This is a genomic window from Collinsella sp. LCP19S3_A7, from assembly GCF_052121995.1.
Lineage (GTDB): Bacteria > Actinomycetota > Coriobacteriia > Coriobacteriales > Coriobacteriaceae > Collinsella.
Genome location: NZ_JBQKDE010000017.1, coordinates 12005 through 32826 on the forward strand (window position 1 = coordinate 12005; position 20822 = coordinate 32826).

Consider the following 20822-nt stretch of genomic DNA (forward strand, 5'->3'; position numbering starts at 1 on the left):
ATCGCCCCTCGTCTATTGTGCATCAACTATATGCGCGAGGTTTACTTAACCACCAGGTTGACCAGCTTGCCGGGCACGCAGATGGCCTTGACGACTGTCTTGCCCTCGAGCCACTTGGCAACAGCGGCCTCGGCGGCAGCCTGCATCTCCTCGTTGGAGGCATCGCGGGCCACATCGATGCGGCCGCGGACCTTACCGAGCACCTGGACGACGATCTGCACCGTGTCCTCGATGGACTCGGCCAGGTCAAACTCGGGCCAGGCGGCGGTGTAGGCGTTGCCCTCGCAGCCGAGTGCCTCGTGCCACAGCTCGTCGGCCCAGAACGGGCAGATGGGGGCAAGGACGCTCACGATGTCCTTGGCCACGCCGTAGCACAGTGCCTTGTCGCGCGATGCGCCCTCGGTGGCGTTGAGGTAGGCGCTCGCCGCGTTGACGAGCTCCATGACGGCCGAGATCGCGGTGTTAAACTGGCCGCGATCGAAGTCCTCGGTGCACTTGGCGATGGTGCGGTGACGCTCGCGATAGAGCTTCATCGCGGTCTCGTCGAGCACGGACTTGTCGAAGGCAACGTTGGCATCACCCGACTGGACAAGCTGCCACACGATACGCCAGGCGCGCTTGATAAAGCGGTTGGCACCCTCGACGGCCTTGGGATCCCAGTCAAAATCCTTCTCGGGCGGGGCGATAAACAGGATCGCCAGACGCATGGTGTCGGCGCCGTAGGGCTCGATAACCGAGCTCGGGGGCACGACGTTGCCCTTGGACTTGGACATGGTGTCGCCGTTCTCGTCCTTGACCATGCCCTGGCACAGCAGGTTGGTAAAGGGCTCGTCAACGCTCAGCAGACCCAGGTCGCGCAGCGCCTTGGTAAAGAAGCGGCTGTAGAGCAGGTGCAAAATGGCGTGCTCGATGCCGCCGATGTAGTTATCGACGGGCATCCAACGGTCTGCCGCCTCGCGGGAGAAGGGCAGCTCGGTGTTGTGCGGGTCGGTATAGCGCAGGTAATACCAGCTGGAGCAGGTGAAGGTGTCCATGGTATCGGTCTCGCGCTTGGCCGGGCGGCCGCAGACCGGGCAGGTGGTCTCGTAGAAGTCCTTGCACTCGGCGAGGGTCTCACCGGCGCCCAGGTCCAGGTTCTCGGGCAGCGTCACCGGCAGCTGGTCCTCGGGCACGGGCACAATGCCGCAGTGCTCGCAATGGATGGCCGGGATGGGGTTGCCCCAATAGCGCTGACGGCTGATGAGCCAGTCGCGCAGGCGGAACTCGACCTTGCGACGACCGCAGCCCATGGCCTCGAGGTCGGACACGATGGCAGCCTCGCCCTCGGAGTGCTTACCGCCGCGCATGCCGGTGTACTTGCCGGACTGGACGAGCGTGCCCTCGGCAGCGTGGGCGCAATCCCAGTCGACGGTCTCGGCATGGAAGGTATCGATGGTCTCGCCACTGGCCTCGACGGCAGCGCGGTCGTCATCGTCCAGGATGATCGGGACGATCGGGAGGTCGTACTTGCGGGCAAACTCAAAGTCGCGCTGGTCGCCGCAGGGAACGGCCATGACGGCGCCGGTGCCGTAATCGGCAACGACATAGTCGGCAACCCACACGGGAACCTTCTCGCCGTTGACGGGGTTAACCACGTAGCGCCCCGTAAAGGCACCGTGCTTCTCGAGGGTGCCCTGGGCACGCTCGACGGCAGAGATATGCTTGGAGTCCTCGACGATCTTGGTCACGGCCTCCTCGTACTCCGTGCCCTCGACGAGCTCGTGCAGACGAGCGTACTCGGGAGCCAGGACAAAGAAGGAGACGCCAAAGAGCGTGTCGGCACGCGTGGTGAAGACGGTGATCTTGCCCTCGTCGCCCTCGATGGGATCGCCGTTGGCATCACACAGGGTAAAGTCGACCTCGGCGCCCTCGGAGCGGCCGATCCAGTTGGCCTGCATCTGCTTAACGCGCTCGGGCCAGCCGGGGAGCTTCTCCAGATCGTCGAGCAGCTCCTGGGAGTACTCGGTAATCTTGTAGTACCACTGCTCAAGGTCGCGCTTCTCGGGCTCGGTGCCGCAGCGCCAGCACTTGCCCTCGGTAACCTGCTCGTTGGCCAGAACGGTCTTGCAGTTGGGGCACCAGTTGACCGGGTTCTTCTTGCGGTAGACCAGGCCCTTTTCCCACATCTTCTCAAAGATCCACTGACCCCAGCGGTAGTAGTCGGGGCTGCAGGTCTTGACCATGCGATCCAGATCGTAGGAGAAGCCCATGCGCTTCATCGTGGCGAGCGCCTGGTCCATGTTCTTATACGTCCAGGCGGCAGCCTGCGTGTTGTGCTTGATGGCGGCGTTCTCGGCGGGCAGGCCAAAGGCGTCAAAGCCAATGGGATGCAGCACGTCAAAGCCGCGCATACGGGCCTGACGGGCCATGGCATCGCCGATGGTATAGTTGCGCGCGTGGCCCATGTGCAGGTCGCCCGAAGGATACGGGAACATCTCGAGCACGTACTTCTTGGGCTTGCTGGCGTCGGTGTCGACGGCAAAGAGGTTGGAGTCCTCCCAGGCCTTCATCCACTTGGACTCAATGGCCTGCGCGTCGTAGGCAGGGATCTCGTCCTTATGATCTGTGCAATCGCACATATCAGCTCCTTTAATCTTAGCTGGGGTCGGTCGGCTTGGCTTTATTCGCTACTGCGGACAGTCCTGCGCAAGACGAAGAGCACATTAAGTGCTCTTCTTTGCGTGCGGAACTTGTAGCGAACAAAGCCAAGCCGACCGACCCTAAGGTTAACTTGACTGATGATAGCAAATACGACAAGCGAGATGCCTGCGACTTGCAGGCATCTCGCTTTATCTTAATAACGTGGTTGTGAATCAACCGCTAATTGTTACCTGCCCAAGCATGGTCGGGTTTACCAAGTGCCGCAGATTGCCGTGAAAGAGGAGCGACGCGTACTTTGGTACGCGAGCGACGGTTTGAACGGCAAGGTGCGGTGCTTGGGAAAGCCGCTTAGCGGTAGCTGACGCTTTGCTGCGAATCCTTGACGACTACGTCGTGGGCGCCGCCTTCGACGATCGAGGTCGAGCTCACCAGGGTCAGGCGTGCCTTTTTCTGGAGCTCGGGAATCGAAAGGGCACCGCAGTTGCACATCGTGGACTTGATCTTGTAGAGCGTGCCGCCCACGCCGTCCTTAAGGGAGCCGGCGTAGGGAACGTAGGAGTCGACGCCCTCGACAAAGCTGAGCTTCGCGGCGCCGCCCAGGTCGTAGCGCTGCCAGTTGCGGGCACGCGCAGAACCCTCGCCCCAGTACTCCTTCATGTACTGACCGTTGACGTTGACGCGCTCGGTCGGGCTCTCGTCAAAGCGGGCAAAGTAGCGGCCCAGCATCATAAAGTCGGCACCCATGGCAAGGGCGAGCGTCATGTGGTAGTCGTAGACGATACCGCCGTCGGAGCACACGGGCACGTAGACGCCGGTCTCCTCGTAGTACTCGTCGCGAGCGCGGCAGACGTCGATCAGCGCGGTGGCCTGGCCACGGCCGATACCCTTGGTCTCGCGGGTGATGCAGATGGAACCGCCGCCGATACCCACCTTGATGAAGTCGGCACCGCAGTCGGCCAAAAAGCGGAAGCCCTCGGCGTCAACGACGTTGCCGGCACCGACCTTAACATCCTCGCCGTAGTTGGCGCGGATCCACTCGATGGTGCGCTTCTGCCACTCGCTGAAGCCCTCGGAAGAGTCGATGCACAGGACATCGGCGCCGGCCTCGATGAGCAGCGGCACGCGCTCGGCATAGTCGCGGGTGTTGATGCCGGCGCCGACCATGTAGCGCTTATCGCCGTCGAGCAGCTCGTTGGGGTTGGTCTTGTGGCTGTCGTAGTCCTTGCGGAAGACAATGCCCATAAGGTGATCGTTGTCGTCGACGATGGGCAGGGCGTTGAGCTTGTTGTCCCAGATGACGTCGTTGGCAACCTTGAGGCTGATGTTCTTGTCGCCCACGATGAGCTGCTCACGCGGGGTCATGAACTCGGAGACCTTCTTTTGGTGGTCATCGCGGCTGGGGCGATAGTCACGGCTGGTAACGATACCCAGGAGTTTGCCCTTGGGAGTGCCGTCGTCGGTGACCGGCATGGTGGAGTGACCGGTCTTCTCCTTGAGCTCGATGACCTGCTCCATGGTCATGTCGGGGGTCAGCGTGGAATCGGACTGGACAAAGCCGGCCTTGTGATCCTTGACGGCCTTGACCATGGCGGCCTCGGACTCGGGGGTCTGGGAACCGTAAATGAAGGACAGGCCACCCTCGGTAGCGAGCGCGACACCCATGTCGACGCCCGAGACGGACTGCATGATGGCGGAAACCATGGGGATGTTCAGGGTGATTGCCGGCTTCTCGCCGCGCTTAAAGCGGGTTAGCGGCGTCTTAAGAGAGACGTTGTTGGGGATGCACTGCGAGGACGAATAACCAGGGACCAGCAGATACTCCGAAAACGTGTGGGACTCACCGGGAAAGAACGTAGCCATGTTTCTCCTTTTTCCATGCGACCGGTCGGCTGCAGGCCTCGTAGGACCCAGCCCAACCTTGGGCGCCCAATACTGGGCAAGTATCTTAACGCACTTTGACTGCTACAATGCATGATTTAAGAAGAGCACACGAGGGCCTAACGCAGGCTTTGCGTTTGCCCAGCAGACACTTTAGCAGAGAGACGTGGAGCGCATGGAGTACAAGACGACGGCAAAACTGGTCATTCAGTCGTGCGACAAAGATCTGCCGGGCGTGTTCGGCCACGGCTGCGTCTTGCTGCTGCAGGGTATCGCCCGCGAACACTCGATCAACCGCGCCGCCAAGAGCATGGGCATGGCCTATTCCAAGGCATGGCGCATTGTGAACGAGGCCGAGGGGCAGCTGGGGTGCAAGCTCATCGAGCGCGACGGCGCCCGCGGGAGCTCGCTCACCCCCGCCGGCGAGCGAGCCATAGCGGCCTACGAGGAGCTGCAGGCAGAGATCAACGAAGTCATAGCCGCAAGGGCCAACGACCTGATCGACACCATCAAAGAGTAGCTAATTTGGGACGGGGCTTTTTTAGCTACCCATCCAGAGCATTCTTAACTCATAGCCAAAAATTGACATTGGGTAGCTAAAAAAGCCCCGTCCCAAATTAGCTGCTATCGGAGGGCGTTATCGAGGGCGGCGGCTACCGTCAGGGGATCGTCGGTGCCGGCGAAGAGGCGGATGGTGTCCCCCTGCTTGCCACGTGGCGCCGAAAGGCGTGTCGTTGCGCCGCCGGCGAACGATGTGCGAAACTCCCCCGGCAAAGCGTCGAACAACTCTCCCGCGCTACGCTCGATAAGGTCAAACTCAACTGCCGGGCCAAAGCCATGCTCGAGGATTCCCGTTGCAACCGCATGGTCAGGATGCGAGCTCAGCCCGGGATAGCGCACGTTGCGCACCATCTCGTTCGCGGCCAGATACTCGGCCAGCGCACGGGCGCGGTCGAAATGCGCCTGCATGCGAGCGTCAAGCGAGGAAAGCCCGCGCTCCAGTACGTCGGCCTCCTCAGCAGAAAGATCGAGCGCCGACGCACCGCAGCCCGCAAACAACGCATGCGCGCACTCAGCCGCGGCATCCACACGATGGCGCTTGAGCTGCGATCGCGCCACCGAAGCGGCAACGAGCTTACGCGGGGCCTTACCGGCACACACGCGGTCGAGTGCCTCGAGCGACAGCACGGCGCCCAAGCGCAGCGGATTGCAGCCAAAGACGTCAGCCACGGTGTTGTCAACAACCAGCAGCGCATGGGCCTCACGCGCGGCGCGGCCTAACGCGCGCAAATCGGGCACACGCAAACCGAACGCGCCAATGGAGTTGGCGAACCACCACAGGTGCGGCCCCTCGGCATCAAGCGAAGCATCAAAGCCCTCGGACGCAGCAGCAAACGCCTCGGCGGACGGCGAGCCCACCAGCACGACATCGCAGCCCTCAAAGCCGCAAGCAAACGCTTCGGCAAAGTCATCCGCAAAGGCCACCAGGCGATCGCCGGGGCGCACAATCCCCAACAGAAACAGCGCCGCCGGCACATGCGAGGCCGCAACCAGTCGCGCCTCGCGCGCGCCAGCCCTTGCAGCCCAGGCCTCTTCTAGCTGTTGTGCGTCCACGTGACACCGTCCCTTCAAAACAAAAGCCCACGATGCGGATGTTTCCCCAATCTACTCGCTAGGGCTCTAGCCGTGGTATTCGCCGTTGTATTGGATAAGCGTTAGGTCCTCCACGCCATCGAGGGCACGGATGGCGTCGGCATAGGGCATATCCACACCGTCAGAGAACACCTCGACGGCCATCTCCACCTTGTCGCCGCGCATAGTCTTGGACTTAACGGTGAACTTGGTGCGCCCAAACGCGCGCACGATATCGTCGCCAGTGGTCTGGCCCGTGTAGTGAATGACCATCATGTACACGCGCGACTTGTCCTGGCGGCTCGCAAAGCCGGCGATCATCAGCACGATCACTGCTGCCGTGAGCCCCACGAGTGCATACATGCCGGCTCCCGCCGTAATGCCCGTGGTAATGGACCAAAACAGATACAGCAGGTCGAGCGGGTCCTTGACCGCCGTACGGTAGCGGACGATGGACAGAGCACCGACCATACCGAGCGAGATGACCACGTTTGTCGAGATCGCGAGCGTGACCATGCAGGTGAGCACGCACATGCCCACGAGCGTCACGGCAAAGCTACGCGAATACACCACGCCGGTAAAAAAGCGCTTGTACACGTAATAGATCAGGATGCCCATGGCGAGCGCCACGAGCAGCGACAGGCCGATCTTGGCAGGGTCGACCTGACCAAACGCCTCCAAGACGGAGTTCTTAAAAAAGTCCCTGGTGCTCATGGTCTAAATATCCCCTCGGTTCTCAAAATCCGATTCCCAGTAGTTAAAACCGCGCAGGTAGGCGGTCTTTTCGTAACACAGGCAGTACTTGGAAACCGCCGTAAGCTCAGCCGCGCCCGGCGGCACCATATCGCGCACCAGCTGCGGACAAAACTCGGTAAACTTGACCTCCATCACCAGCTTGCCGGGCTCCAGCACAGGCAGCGCGGGCAAGGTCGCGTCAAAGATATCAAAGCTACCCACCGCGGCACGCACGTTCATGTCAAACGTAATGCGCACGGTGCCCTCATCCATCACCCACGGCTCGCGCTCGTAGTCCACGATGGTCCGCGGGCGCATCATGTTGCAGATACACTCGATGTAGAACTCGCGGCAGAGTTGGTGCGGGCTCCTCAGCAAAAAGCCGTAGTCGCCAGCCAGGATCTGCTCAAACTCGCCGCGCGTGAGCGGCGCGTCCTCCTTGTAGATCCAGCTGCCGTACTTCTTTTTGCGCTCGAGCTTAATCACCCTGTCGCTGCCGTTATAGATGCGCACGCGATACTTTTTGCGCATGAGAATACCGGCGTCTTTTTCCTCGTAGGCCGAGTTGCAGTAGTCGTCAAAGTACAGGCTGCGAATGGTGTAACCACCCGCCCGCGCATGCTTGTCCAGTTTAAAAACCGGCGCCATGCGACAGGCAAGCGCGGAGTGCTCGCCCTCGTTAATGAGATATTTGAGCTCGTGGCGATAACGCTCCTGCGTGGCACGCGCAGGAGGTGCCGCCAGGCGCTCAAGCAACGCGCTAGCCCTCCTCATACGTGTCCTCCACGACCTTACCGCCGTCTTGCACGTAAAAGCACTTCATGCCGTACTGCTTGCCATCGTCGGTCACATAGTAGTCAAACGCATCTTGCGTATAGCCGTCGGAGTTGGTGGCACGCACGCGCACAAAGTACTGGCCGGTATCGGGCGCATCGCACGTTACCTCCGGCAGCAGCACGTCCTCGGCCTTAAAAAGCACGTCATTGATGGCGTAGTCGCGCGCAAGCTCGACGGTATAGCGAATATCGCGCGCCTCAAAGTCGTACGCGGCATCCCAGCTCATGCGCAGCTTGCCGTTATCGATCTGCGGCACGCCAATGTAGAACGGCATGGGCTTTTTATAGCTTTCGCAATAGCTCTTGTAGTTCTCCTCGATCTCGGAGGGAATCGCCGCGGCAATCTGCTCGTATTCGTCTTTGGTAACGGGCAGGTTATCGAGGTCGGGCGCGGAAAAGACAAGCGACTCGGTCACTTCGCGGTAATGTTTAATCATCTTGGCCAGACGTTCCTCGGTCAAATACGAGCGCAAGTCCTTGACGGCACGGTCGAGTTCGCTGCGGAACGACTTGCTGTGCAACGCGCGGTTAAACAGCACGTTGCACCAGTAGTTGCTCACGCCGCGCTCCCAGCTCGCATAGTCCGAGAACCCCCTCAGGCTCAGCTCAAGCTTACGCAGCATGCCGTCGTTATCCCAATCCAAAAAGTACCAAACCTTGGAGTTAAGCGGGCTGTACAGATAGCAGTTACGGTTCTGCGTATCGCAATTACCCGTCAAGATCTGAAACGCCATCCAATAGACCAGGTTCTCGGTATCAAAGTAGGTGTCGAGCACATCGTCGATCTTTTGCGTATCGTCGTTGAGCGCATCGAGCATCTCAATCAACTTGGTATGGTCCGAGTCGCCCTTAATCTCGAGCATGCCCTCAAACGCCGTCTGGTTATAGTCGGGGTCATCGGTGAGCTTAATGGTGTCCTCAAAGCGATGGAAATCGAAGCTGTTCACCTTATACAGATGCCCGCTCTTATCCAGACCGTGGGCCTTGAGCGCCGTCTTGTTGAGCTGCTCGACCTGCGTAAACAGACCGTAGTCTTCAAAGGTGTCGTTGGATTTTTCGGTCTGGTCGCACACCCATAAGTGCACAAACTGCGTGCGCAGGCCCATCATCTGGGGAATGCCACGGATCAAATCGTAGGCCATCTTATTTCGAAAGCGCATGCCCTCGCCCATATGCTTGTTGAGCACAATCGCGCGCTGCTGACGCCACGTGCCCTTGCCCTTTTTGAGCTCCACCTTGTAGTTCTTTTGCGTATAGGTACTCGACGTCTGACCGCGCACTTGCACGGTGGCGTTGGGAGCCTCCTCGCCATAGCCCACCTCGCCAGCAACGGGGCCCTTATCATCGCCTGGCTGCAGCAGGCCCATAACCTGATAGCGTGTCACGCCCATGTCGGCATAGTCGTAAACCGAGTACGTATTAATCTCGGCCCAGCTATGATCGGTGTTCTCGGAGCTGTTGCCGCGCGAGACCGTCAGGTACATGGTCACAATGCCCGAGTCGTCGTAGACCTCGTACAGTTCGTCCTTATCGCGCAGGTGCTTGGACTGGTCGGAGGCCTCGGCCTTGTTAATCTTGCCCTGCTTTTTGACCTTTTTGGTCGAGGATTCGTCCTGAGACGAGCAGCCCGAAAGCAGCAGCGCACCGGCAGCCGCCTCAAACAGGCGACGGCGAGACATCATCCTATCGGTCATCAGGACCTCCCCAATGGTTGCGATACACACGGACCACCGTGCGTTCAAACGCGCCATGTGGCTCGCCCTTATGGCGGGCTTCCTCATAGCGCCGCTCGGCACGGTCGAGCAAGCGGCCCAGCTGTGTAAAGCGACCCGTCTTGTCGGTCGCCACCATGGGCTGCTGGCTCAGAATACGATACGGCAAGTTGGCAGTATAGGTGTCGAGTCGCAGCAGCGCCACGATAAAAAACACCGCCGCACCCAACAAAAAGCCAAAGCCGTAAAACTGCTGCGGCAAAAGCAGCGACACGGCAGTCGCCAGCCCCGCCACACCGGCAAACAGGCCCGAGGCCAGCACGGCCCCCTTGTAGTCGGTAAAGTACAGCAAGACGAGCATCACCGTATTGCCCACGGCATACAGGCCATAGCCCACGCATAGCGTGCGAAAATACCCGTGCATAAGACTGTTAAAGCCCAGCGGCAGGGCCGAGAGCACCGTGGTCTCGAGCGAGATGACCGCCGCGGTCACAAACAGCTGCTTGAGCGCGCAAAAGCGCAGTTCGCTGTTGAGCGTGGAGAGCATCTCCTCCTCGGCCACCACAATATCGCCCACTACGCCGCCGTCGTTGAACAGGCTGTAGTAGTCGCGGTAGCGCGGATAAAAGTTGACCTCGACCGAGACCACAAAGTTGACGGTCGTGACCAGGATCGTCAAAAACGCGATGAGCGCCGGAACATCGTGGTAGGGCGCGCCATAAAACAAGCCCTTGACCTGCACGCCAATGGGGCCGGCCCAAATAATTACCAGGTGCGCAAAGAGCCCCAGGTTGGTAAACAGGCCCGTGAGCGCCAGCGGCATAAACTGATCGAGCCAGCGCAAAAAGAGCCAGGGGCTGCGGTCGCTCTGCGGAAAATACCGGTACAGCAGCACCACGTCCCAGGCGAGCATGACGCCGTAGCCCAGGGAGATTGACGCCAGTAGGCCCTCGACCGGCGGCAGCCCCAGCGCCAGCGCAGCCAGGGCGCACAGGCACGCCACGCCAATGGCAGCCACAAAGCTGCACAGAATGCCACGGTAGTCCTTGATGGCCGTGAGGTAGTTCATGCCGTTCCAGTTGACGATCATAATGTTGAACAGCCACAGGCACAGCAGCCCCTGCAGCAGCGTGGCGCCCGAGAACAGCAAAAAGACGCCGTAGAGCGCCGTGCCCGTAACCAGCATGATGGCGTTGGAACCCCAAAACGAGGGCAAGACCTCTTCTTCGCGCTCGGCGAAGAGCATGTCCGCCAAAAAGCGCGTGACCGGCATGGAGAAAAAGCTTGTAAGCGTGAGCGACGCCAGCAGCGTATAGGTCACCATGCACACCAGCAGATCCTGGTTGGCGCGGCCCACACCCCACAGACCGCACAGCACCAAGATGCCCACCTGGAGCAGCACGCCCAGCAGCATGGGGCCCGTGCACACAATGCCGGCGTAGCCGTAGGCGCGCATCGTGGCAAACAGACCCTTGCGCCTAAACAGGCGCTTGAGCTCAAAACCGATTCCGGCCACCGGCTACTCCCCCTTTCTGGGCAAATCATACGCACGCGCCGTCTCGTCGTACAGCGCGCGATAGTTGGCGAGCATCTGCTCGTGCAAAAAGTACGTGGCAACGCGACGCTGGCCGCGCTCCCCCATCTCGATACGGCGGGCACGGCTTGCGCACATGCGCTCCATGGCATCGGCCAAGCCCTTGCGATACATAGGCGGCGTCACAAATCCCGCCACGCCAAAGTCGTCGCCCGGGGCGCCTTCGAGCAGCTCACGGCAGCAGCCCACCTCGGTCGTCACGCAGGGACGACGCGCGGCAAGCGACTCCAGCACGCTGAGCGGCTGGCCCTCGGAGATGCTCGTCAAAATGGTAAAGTCCAGCTTTTCCATGTACTCGACCACGTTGACGCGGCCGGTAAAGATCAGGTCGCGCACGCCCAGGGTATCGACCAGCGCATGACACTCGGCGCCGTACTCCTCGTCGTCCACGCCGCCCATGATATGCAGGCGCACCTTAGGGACGCGCTCGTGCAGCTCAAAGAAGGCATAGATCATGGTCTTGACGTCCTTGATGGGCGCCAGGCGCACCACCGCGCCAATGTCAACCCAGCCGTCATCGGGCTTTAAGGGAATGTCCTTAAAGCGGTCGAACTGAATGCCATTGGGGATGACCAGGCACTTGTCCGCATCGCAGCCCATGTCGATCTGCGTCTTACGGGCGTTATGAAACAAACTGGTCACGCGGAAGGCGCGACGGTAGATCTCCTCCGAAAGCAGGTAGAAAAAGCGAATCCAGCGGTCCTTAAACGACGGCACCACCCAGTCGGCGCGAATGATCTCCTCCTCGCGCTCGCGCGTGTAGATGCCGTGCTCGGTGAGCAGCACCGGCGCATGGTGAACGCTTGAACCCAAGCAGGCGAGCAGGCCGCCGTAGCCGGTCGAGATGGCGTGGTACACATCGGCCACCGGCACCTCGCTGCCCAGCAGGTAGAGCACGGGCAGCAGCATGGAGCGCATGGTATGGAATGCGTCGGCAAAAGGCGTGTAAGGGTACTCGGCCAGGCACACGTCGCGAAAGATATCCATAAACGTTCGGCTCTGCAAAAACGAGAGCGGATGCACGCGACGGCGGTGGAAGATATCGAACAGCACGTCCCAATCCGGATTGGAAAGCGACACCAGGCGGCGCAGCGCCTCGCGCTCGCGGTCGTTAAAGTCGGCCTCTTCCTGCTCGCCCGAAAGGCGCAGGGCGTCGTCCAGAAACACCTCGTGCACCTCGACCACGTTGCCGGGCAGCTCGTAGACAAACTTGCCGCGGTCGGCCGCATGCGCGCCGATCACCCACAGCACAAACTCGTGCTCGGGCATGGCCTGTATATAGCCGTGCATCCAGGTGGACACGCCGCCGTGCACATAGGGGTAGCAACCCTCGAGTACCAAGCAGATTCTCATTTGTCGCTACCCTCCTTGCGCGCAATGGTCACCGTCTTGTCCGTGGCTTTGACCAGGTACAGGTCGCCCGTCAGATGCGTAATCTCGCCACCCGTGACTGCACCCGGCTCGCCGTTATTGGCGCGGAACATGAGCCACGCCTCGTCGTGAAAATTGCCCAGGTTGAGCGTCCAGGCATCCGCGCCTGCATTCACGCTCACCGTCACGGACGAAAAACGCTGAATGGCGCCCGAGCATTCCGAGCCGGTCTGGCGACGCAGGTCGGGCGCAGACTTGGTAAGCCAGTCCAGGTAGTCGGTCAGGCCGCCCTTATAGATCTCCCAGCCTTGCCTGGCGCCGCGATCGGGATCGAGCAAGTCGTCCGGGTGCATAAAGTGCGTACTCACATAGTGCATGTTGAGCTCGGACGCGGCAGCCAGGCGCATATAGGAATCGTCGACCATGCCGCCCGAGACAATACGCGGCTGCTCCACGATGCCATCGCTCGCCACGCCAAACTCCTGCACGTACGGAAGATCCGTACCATCCTCAAAATACGTACTGGCGATGGTCTTAATGCGCGGCACGTCCTCGCCAATAATCTTGCGAGCGCGGGCCGAAAGGATGTTTGACGGCGGCACGTAGACCGAACCGTGCGCGTTGGGCAGCACCTCGTCCTGAAAGGCGATAAGCTCGTTGAGCGATGCAACAAGCGTCTCCTTGTTCTTCCACGTCTTGTAGTCGTACAGCGTGCCATAGTCGGTGTCCCAGAGCGCCAGCGGCTGATGGTTGTAGCCGTGAAAGCCCAGCTCTCCGCCCATCTGCAGCAGCATGCCGCCAAAGTAGCGAAACTGCGTGGTATCGGCCTGGCGCGCGGGCTCGGTCTGGTTGACCGCGTCCTCGTAGTTTTCGATCATCACGCCGGTATAGCGAATGCCGTATTTTTGCGCGAGCTTTTGCAGATCGGGCCACCAGACCTTGGCATAAAAGTCGGCGATGGAAAGCCCGTAGTCGCGCTTGATGTAGGTGCCGTCGCCCGAGGGCACGGGGCTGGGAAAGTCGTCCAGATAGAAGACGGCACTGTTGATGACCGGATAGGCCGTGGCATCGCCGAGCAGGCTGATCGCCGCGGCGTAAAACCCGCGCATGACCTTGTCGTAGATACCGATATTACATACCACGGTGCGTCCGCTACCGCAGTCATTGGACCAAATGAGCGGGGCGCCCGCATCGCCGGTCTTAGCCCACACACGCGCCGTCTCGCGCAGCGAAACCGAAAGCGACGAATCAAAGGGGTCCGAGAGCCCGTAGCGCTCTCCCCCGCCCAGCATAAAGTCCTCGCTCGGCACAATGCTTTCGGCTATTACATAGTCGTATCCGGCCGATTCAATACCAAGCTTGGGAGCAATCACCTGCAGATAGCTCGAATTATCCGGCGGCATGGCGAGCATAAGCGAACCGCCGGCACTCACCCAACTCATAATATCGGTCAGGTGCGTACCGAGCCCATCGAGCGACGGCATGAGCAAAATCACGCGATCGAAGGACGTCAGCGAGGGAATGGCATCCGCGCCGTCCAGGGCAAGGTCCACGTCGCGGTGCGCGATCTTCATGTCGAGCAGAATCTGGTCGAACTGCTCCTTTACGTCCTCGACGCCCGTCTGATCGGAATCGGTAATGACCAGGCACGTGGGCTTTTGACCAAATATTGCCGAGGAGGCCGGCACCGCATCGTTGGCGGCAAGCATCCCCAGCTTATGCTGGCCCGCACTGTACTGCACGCCGGCACGCTCCACCAGCAGCACGGCGGCCATGGCAATAAAGACCGCCCACACCACGAGCAGGCCCATCCAGCGAAAATGGCCCGCACGGTCGCGGATACGCTGCACCACGCTCATCGGGCCTCCTCCCCGTCGCGCCAAATAGCCAGCTCCTCGCGGTTGGCGGCGCTCAAGTACACATGCTGTTTGTCGATCGCATCGATCACGCGGTGGACCTCGTCACCGTCGCGGCGCATCACGGCCAGGCGCAGGCAAAGCATCCAAACCTCCTGCTCCTCGGGCGCGTCGAGCACGAGCTGGTCGGTCACGGCCTGCGCCTCGTCGATCTGGTCGACATCGGCCAGCGCCGTCGCATACCGAATACGCAGCTCAAAGGTGTCCTCGCGCTCGCAGCGGCGCGCAAGCAGACGTGCGTACTGTTGACGCTGAATCTGAGCCACGCGCCCCTCAGCCAAACCCGAGTCTAAATACTCACCAAGAAAATCGCAGTATTCGTCGAGGTTTTGCGTGCTCGGGTCGGTCTTAAAGGCGCGCTCCAGCTGCTGCAGTTTAAGGTCGGACTCCTTGGAGATCTGCGCCACCGCCGTCGCGGCATAGTGCGCCACCTCAACGTCGTCGTTCAGCTTAGCCGCCTGCAGCTGCGCCAGGTACGCATCGGGCTCCTCGGTAAGCATGGAGAGCATGAGGCGGCGCCGGTCTGCCGGGTCGTTGACGATGAGCGCCTCCTCGAGCGGGATCACGCCCGCATCGGCTTCACGGTCGTGCACCAAGATGCTGCGATGCAGCTCGTCGTTAATGCGCAGCGACTCTAGCGTGTCGTCCTTAAGGTCCGTGCCAAACACGGCGCTACGCGTGATAAGCAGCACCACCAGCAGCGGTCCCCACAACGGCACGAGTACCATCACGGCCAGCATATGCCCGCGCACCGGCAGCAGGCCCAACTTCATAAGCGTCCACAACACCAGGCAAACCAGCGCATGAATCAGCAGCAAGACGGCAGCAACGACAAGCGAGATCAAGCGACATCCCCCTCACCGTCACCGGTGTCAGCGATGTGCTGCAGAAGCGCCACGATGTCCTCGCCGTCGACGGGCTCCACCGCAATCCGCTTCGCGCTCAGGCGCTCGCGGATAATGGGCAGGTCGCACGGCTTTGCCTGGCGCATAAGCAGGTAAAGCACGTCACCGTCGACCAGGCCCGCTGCATCGCTCTCGCGGATTGCCGACCCAATTGCGCCCACCAGCTCGCCGACAGGCTCCATGCCCGGCACCACGCGCAGGAGCAAAAAGCTGCCCATCTTGCCATCCGACAGCGCCTGCTCGGCCGCGAGCTCTTGACCAAAGGCCGCCTGTTTGAGCACGCACGTGCCATCGACGCAGCGTTTATCCTGAGCCACCGCCTCATAGTCAAAGGCACGGCCCAGCGCGCTTTCGACCAGGCCGCACAAGATGCGGAACAGGTTTTGGTAATAGAGCGTCATTTGGTTCTCGGCCGCACGACGCAAAAAAATCAACACGGCGGGCGCCCCGTCGCGCTCGATCGTATATCCAAACATGGGAAGCCCCGGCGTCAGCTCGCGATTGACCCACAGGTTCGAACGACCCCCGCCGCCCAAAAGGGGTGCAAGTTGCTCAAGCGTGAGCGAGCGCGTGGCGTCTTCGGCAATCACGGGACTCGCCGCCACCAGACGTGCAAACGCCCCGCCCGAAACGTGGTAGATCGTCACCGAATTGTTTTCGAGAATCTCACCCATGAGCTCACAGCACTTGCGGTAGATGTCGCGCGGGTTGAGCACGTCGAGCTCTTGCGTCACGGCAAAGATCTTGCCAAAGCTATCGTGACGCCCCACAATCTGGCGCTTGTAGGTGCGCTTGTCCTCGATAGCATCGTGATAGAGCTGCGTGAGGAACGTATTGCGATTACGCACGAGCTCGTTTTGGTCGCGCTCCACCTTAATGGCCTCGTTGTTGCGCAGCTGCACGTAGCCGCATACGGCACCCACCACAAAGTACGCGATAAACGGCAGCCAGTTGGACGGCTCGTAAAAGAGGCCCTGGAAGGTATAGCCATACTGGGTAAAGTAGCTCACAGCCAAACCAACCGATGCCAGCAGTGCCGCAGCCAGACCAAAGTCCAGGCCATACAGCGTGCCGATGAGCACGACGTAGAGCAGGCGATAATCGAGCACGTTGAGCTGGGCAGATTGCGAGAACAAATACTCCAGCACCTCGAACAGGACCCAGGCAACGCCCGTCTCCAGGCATTTAATAGGCAGCGTGTGCATCTGGATGCGGTCGATAGCGGCGCGCAAGGGGTTGACCTTCCCTGCGCGGCCAGCATCCCAGCGAGCATGAATGGTCGAAAGATCACGAAACGGGTCGTAGCGCTGAAACCAGCCATAGCGAACGCGAACGATGTCGCTGACGGGCAGGGCATAGCCGGCAGAATCGCCATAGGCAACTGAGAGCCCTGGGAACAGCGCCTTGAGGGCCTCGCCCACCTCACCTGACGTGTGATGGAAGGTATCGGCAACATCGAGCGTCTCAAAGGAGGCGTCCCAGCTGTCAAAGATGCGATGCACCAGCACCGCGAGTTCCTCGGCACACAGCAGCGGAAACGGCGCGTCCTCCGCGCCCTGCAAAGCGACCGATCCGGTTGAGCACGCGTCAAATAGCGGCACCAAAAACGGGTCCTCCAGTGCGGCAGACGCGGTATACAGGAACGGCACGCGCAGGATCTTGGTTTGAACGCCCTCGCGAGCAGCGTAGTAGCGGCACAGGTCGTTGGCTGCGCGCGCGATAATGCCCTTGCCCGTTCGCCCCGTGGCATCGGCGGCACCCGCGGCACCCACGGGCCCCGCTACATACAGCAGCTGGACCCGGCGACCCGCGCACGCACGAAAGACCGAGCGCAGCAGCTCGATATCGCCCACGATATCGGTATGCGGGGTAAGGTAATTGGATAGGTAGACCACGCGGTCGAACTCGTAGGCCTGCTCCAAGTGCTGGAGGAGCTCATTCCACGAGGCATGGGGCGATGACTCGTCGCGGCGCGCTTCCGCGGCAGCGACGACCTTAACGTGGTCCCCGGGGAACGCCTTGGCACAAAAGTCATCGTCAACATATGCGGTGTTGCCAACAACCAGCACCTCCATGGCGCACCCCTCCCCTTAATTCGACATTTGCCATAGTCAAACATGCGTATTGTACGCTGTCAACGCGAGCCGGGACGCCTTTAAGGCAGTTTTAAGACCATCTTCAGAGGATGTGGGGGCCAGGAGAACTAAATAGCGAATCCAATCTGCGGCAGATAAAGTGGCCCCCACACTCCACCAGCTGCGACATTTTCAATAATGCCTCTTGCATAGGAATACAGGTCCTGCATACCGGTGCTAAGTGCTTCTCTGTCAAAAGCATCGTCATCTAAATCCGCAGGAGCGCGATATATGCCGGAGACGGATATTTCGGAACGATAGTAATGACCTTCATTGCTGGGTAGAAGCTCTATAACTAAATTGAGCTGGCGAAACCTGGTTCCGTTTTCGTCCGAAAATGCGCTGGTGATAGCATTTCTGACGTTGCATTCGACGCCAGACTTATTGACGCCCTCTTTCGGAGTCATTCCGCCATCAAATGAAAAACTATCCACTTTTCTAGTCACGCATGTAATCAGCGGAGATTCAATGCGTTGCTTCTGTAGCGTTTCCATTTACATCTCCAATCGAAAGGCATTCTCTTCTGCCAAAGGAGTCGAGTCCCTATAAGCCGGGGCTTCTCCTCCCTGTATCACCGAAAATTGTGATGTATTAAGTCCCGAGGTCGTCTCATCAGAAGAAAGACCCAGATATTTGCGAACCTCGGGGACGTCTCGAATGAGCTTCATAAGATTATTTGCGGTAATAGACTGTTGTGACGCCCCGTTCTCCCAACGAGATGCCGTTGGTTTTGAAACCCCTAAAAGCGACTCAAATTCATGCTGAGTTAAACCGAGATCAGAGCGCAAATCTTTAATATCGGAGGGAGAAAGAAGTTCATGTGTCTTGGCATATTGCGAAGCCAGCGCATGGGCGAGCTTAGTCGCCTCTGCAGCGGTCATTTCATCGTTGCCGCACTCACAAATATAATGCTCAATTCCTTTTACCGTTATTTGCTCGCCACGGTATGATTCAGACATTGGCGCCGTGGTAAATTGCATTTCTTTGCCACATTCCATGCAACGCATGGCTCCTCCTTTAATGAATATATCCATCGATGTTCGCAGACAAAACGTTCAAATGTGCATTGCCTTCAGAATCGATTAAAAACTTGACGTACCAATCCTCGCATTCAAAACCTCGGCACTCATAGACATCTGCGTAAACACCATGCAAAGGGCCATCCATGTCGAGCGCAATGGATTTTCTAAAGTCGCCAGGCTCCAGATAATCAAAAAGGTCAGCAAGGAAATGGTCGATGTCCAGATAGCCAAACTGGTTCATCAGGTGCCTGCGCACCCTACCGTTTACCATCATCTTTCCCAAACGAGCTAAAGACTTCGCTTCGTCAAGTGAATATGTCGGTCGGAGCTTGGTTCGATTCATAACCACCCCTTAGTTAGCATGATGCTAACTATATTCGTCTTGTAGCCAATTGGCAACCTATTATGGCTTTCAAGGCCAAGCACGTTGAAGCCATATTTAGCATGCATTCGGAAGTGCGGTGAAAACCCGAGACCTGCCGACCAGATCCCAGATTTGAGACCTTGCGACCTGCGGTTTAATTGGCAAAAATCGGGGTGCGTTCAGCAAGTTTCGATTTTCCCCGCACTTCCGAAATACGCAGTAAAAAACCCACTGCCCAGAAGCAAATTCGGACAAGTGTCCTTCGGAAACAGCCCCCTAAACGCGAAAACCGCCTTTCGGCGGTTCCCACGGACCAAGCCGAACGTATCGTCGCAAGGCCTCATCACGCCTATTACTTTAAGGGAGAACTTGCAAGGCCGTCAATCCAATACCGCCAAGCTCTCGAGTCATATTTTGAGCCCCATCATGGATCAGCCATTCATCAAGGCAATCGTATCGGAGCGGTGGTCGCCGGCAAGTTCCATACCGACACGCTCCTCTGTCAACAGGCAATCTGTCCCGATCGTCAATAGACATGAAAGGCTTCACCGTCATTGCGGCACCTTAACAAAAGAAAGGCGGCCATCCCAAGAAGGATAGCCACCTTTCCGCAGGACGCGGGGCCCGTAGGCTACCCGCGTCAATACCGCTTTTAGAAAGGCTACTAATTATTGATTCATAAATCAACGCTATTAATTTGAATCGAACGGTAACCCTATAGCCCAGGCCCGCCGTCCCCTCGTGGTGCCCAGCCCCGACGAGCTCGGACGACCCCTCGTCGAGCAGCCCGTTGAGCGTCTCATTAACGGGCTTCCTCACCAGATTCATTATGTCCTTGCGCAGCGACTCCTCGTCGACCGTTACGAGGTTCGCAGACACGGCCCGTGTCCCCTTCGTCTATGATTTGTTGTTTAGCCGCTAGAAATCATATGACGGGACGAGGGCCGTGTTCTGTCATGCAGTCGTCGATCTGCGGGGGAAATTATTCGTCACCAGCGTACAACCTTACTCTTCGTCACAATTCCCCAATGAACAAATCGCGTTTTCTATTCCGCGAAGGCGCTTACCAAACTGCCTGATTTCGCGATAGGCAGCCCTTTGGTCCTTTTCAAAAGCAGTCTCACAAGAAATAGAGATCGTGCTCTCAAATGAGCCAATCTCAACCGGGCAGATAGTCGAGAAACGTCTACGCCCGTATTTCTTTGAAAAGGAGACATTCACTTCAACAATGAAGCTCCCCCACAATCCTTCGAGATCCTCAAACCTTCCCAAGAGAATGTCCCTCTCATGTTTAGGAGGCAAAATTGCGTAGCCCCTATCAAACACTACGGAAGCATGTTTATATTCGAAAGAATCCTTTAGAAACAAGTCAGGAGAAAGTCGAAACGAAACATTGTATGCAGGGCCTCTCCAATATTTCTGATAACAAGCCGCGCTAGTGAGGGCGAGACATCATCTGGCCGAATGAACATAATAATATTCGGAGAAGTTTGAATCACCAGGGCTCTAAGGCCCGCCCACGATGCAACGACAGTTGCTATGGCCACCATCGAACTAATCCAAATGGATACTATATCTAATTCACTCATTAATTGTCCAAACTAATAGCGCCGCCACATGTCGTATAAGAAGAGGCTGCGGCGCATATGCCGATAAAAACAAAAAATAACGCGGGTCCCCGACGCTTGAATCTCGCCGGAGACCCCCATAAAATGTTTGATGTTGGCCCGCTATGTCAACATCGCGCTAGGCTTTAGTTGCCGCTAAAGCCTAGCGAATCTTTACTTTTACGGCCTTCGCGGTCGTTCCGATCTTCCCGACCGAACCCGTTGCGCCAATTCGGCACTTCGGAATCTTTACGCGAATCGTCTTCAAAGCCATATATATCACCTCCCAACTGTTACAAAATGCTTTGCTCGCAAACTAGCGATGCTTGGCAATCTGATGCTTGACCAGCGTCTTCGCAGCCGCAGTCTTCGCGGCTTTACTCGTCGAGGAGCTCGCGAGCGTCTTGGCAGCAGCGCCAACCTTACCTCCATGGTGGGTAGTCATAATCTCACCTCCAATCTAGAACAGTTTGAA

Annotated in this window: 16 protein-coding genes and 1 pseudogene; 1 reads left to right on the forward strand and 16 read right to left on the reverse strand. The window is 58.8% G+C overall.

The window, feature by feature from the left end; all coding sequences use genetic code 11:
* Positions 1-41 precede the first annotated feature (41 nt).
* Positions 42-2618, reverse strand: a complete 2577-nt coding sequence (gene leuS, locus ACTQV3_RS07745; protein WP_441068671.1) for a leucine--tRNA ligase — start codon at positions 2616-2618, stop codon at positions 42-44.
* 370 nt (positions 2619-2988) lie between these two features.
* Positions 2989-4500, reverse strand: a complete 1512-nt coding sequence (locus tag ACTQV3_RS07750) for an IMP dehydrogenase (protein WP_154515410.1) — start codon at positions 4498-4500, stop codon at positions 2989-2991.
* Positions 4501-4693: 193 nt separating this feature from the next.
* Here ACTQV3_RS07750 and ACTQV3_RS07755 point away from each other — a divergent pair, with 193 nt between their 5' ends.
* On the forward strand, positions 4694-5038 hold the full coding sequence (locus tag ACTQV3_RS07755; protein WP_427719637.1) for a winged helix-turn-helix domain-containing protein: 345 nt from the start codon (positions 4694-4696) through the stop codon (positions 5036-5038).
* Between the two features lie 104 nt (positions 5039-5142).
* Here the strand turns inward: ACTQV3_RS07755 and ACTQV3_RS07760 are convergent, their stop codons facing one another.
* The 14 genes and pseudogenes from ACTQV3_RS07760 to ACTQV3_RS07825 all read right to left on the reverse strand — a co-directional run bounded on the left by ACTQV3_RS07760 (position 5143) and on the right by ACTQV3_RS07825 (position 20792).
* A complete protein-coding gene (locus ACTQV3_RS07760) occupies positions 5143-6132 on the reverse strand; it encodes a PLP-dependent transferase (RefSeq protein WP_441068669.1) in 990 nt (329 codons plus the stop codon).
* A 66-nt stretch (positions 6133-6198) separates the two neighbouring features.
* Entirely contained in the window at positions 6199-6864 is a 666-nt protein-coding gene (locus tag ACTQV3_RS07765; protein ID WP_427728733.1) for a DUF4956 domain-containing protein, read from the reverse strand.
* Between the two features lie 3 nt (positions 6865-6867).
* On the reverse strand, positions 6868-7659 hold the full coding sequence (locus ACTQV3_RS07770; protein WP_441068667.1) for a polyphosphate polymerase domain-containing protein: 792 nt from the start codon (positions 7657-7659) through the stop codon (positions 6868-6870).
* Complete coding sequence (locus ACTQV3_RS07775) at positions 7646-9415, reverse strand: CotH kinase family protein (RefSeq protein WP_441535939.1); 1770 nt, start codon at positions 9413-9415, stop codon at positions 7646-7648. The genes ACTQV3_RS07770 and ACTQV3_RS07775 overlap by 14 nt, the downstream gene beginning before the upstream one ends.
* Complete coding sequence (gene pelG / locus ACTQV3_RS07780) at positions 9405-10949, reverse strand: exopolysaccharide Pel transporter PelG (RefSeq protein ID WP_441068663.1); 1545 nt, start codon at positions 10947-10949, stop codon at positions 9405-9407. The genes ACTQV3_RS07775 and pelG overlap by 11 nt, the downstream gene beginning before the upstream one ends.
* Positions 10950-10952: 3 nt before the next feature.
* Complete coding sequence (gene pelF / locus ACTQV3_RS07785) at positions 10953-12380, reverse strand: GT4 family glycosyltransferase PelF (protein WP_441068661.1); 1428 nt, start codon at positions 12378-12380, stop codon at positions 10953-10955.
* Entirely contained in the window at positions 12377-14257 is a 1881-nt protein-coding gene (locus tag ACTQV3_RS07790) for a DUF2194 domain-containing protein (RefSeq protein ID WP_441068660.1), read from the reverse strand. The genes pelF and ACTQV3_RS07790 overlap by 4 nt, the downstream gene beginning before the upstream one ends.
* Positions 14254-15159 (reverse strand): hypothetical protein, encoded by a 906-nt coding sequence (locus ACTQV3_RS07795; RefSeq protein ID WP_441535940.1) that lies wholly within the window; start codon positions 15157-15159, stop codon positions 14254-14256. Before ACTQV3_RS07795 ends, ACTQV3_RS07790 begins: the two co-directional genes overlap by 4 nt.
* A complete protein-coding gene (locus ACTQV3_RS07800) occupies positions 15156-17294 on the reverse strand; it encodes a DUF4118 domain-containing protein (protein ID WP_441068656.1) in 2139 nt (712 codons plus the stop codon). Before ACTQV3_RS07800 ends, ACTQV3_RS07795 begins: the two co-directional genes overlap by 4 nt.
* A 128-nt stretch (positions 17295-17422) precedes the next feature.
* Complete coding sequence (locus ACTQV3_RS07805) at positions 17423-17848, reverse strand: hypothetical protein (RefSeq protein ID WP_118377554.1); 426 nt, start codon at positions 17846-17848, stop codon at positions 17423-17425.
* Positions 17849-18361 carry a type II TA system antitoxin MqsA family protein gene (locus tag ACTQV3_RS07810; protein ID WP_158572191.1) on the reverse strand — a complete coding sequence of 171 codons (513 nt, stop codon included), beginning with the start codon at positions 18359-18361 and terminating at the stop codon, positions 17849-17851.
* A 10-nt stretch (positions 18362-18371) separates the two neighbouring features.
* On the reverse strand, positions 18372-18719 hold the full coding sequence (locus ACTQV3_RS07815; protein WP_118377552.1) for a type II toxin-antitoxin system MqsR family toxin: 348 nt from the start codon (positions 18717-18719) through the stop codon (positions 18372-18374).
* 747 nt (positions 18720-19466) lie between these two features.
* Positions 19467-19619: pseudogene (locus tag ACTQV3_RS07820) on the reverse strand (IS256 family transposase); the annotation flags it as partial.
* Positions 19620-20663: 1044 nt separating this feature from the next.
* Positions 20664-20792, reverse strand: coding sequence for a hypothetical protein (locus tag ACTQV3_RS07825; RefSeq protein WP_255413762.1), 129 nt, complete (start codon positions 20790-20792; stop codon positions 20664-20666).
* Positions 20793-20822 lie beyond the last annotated feature (30 nt).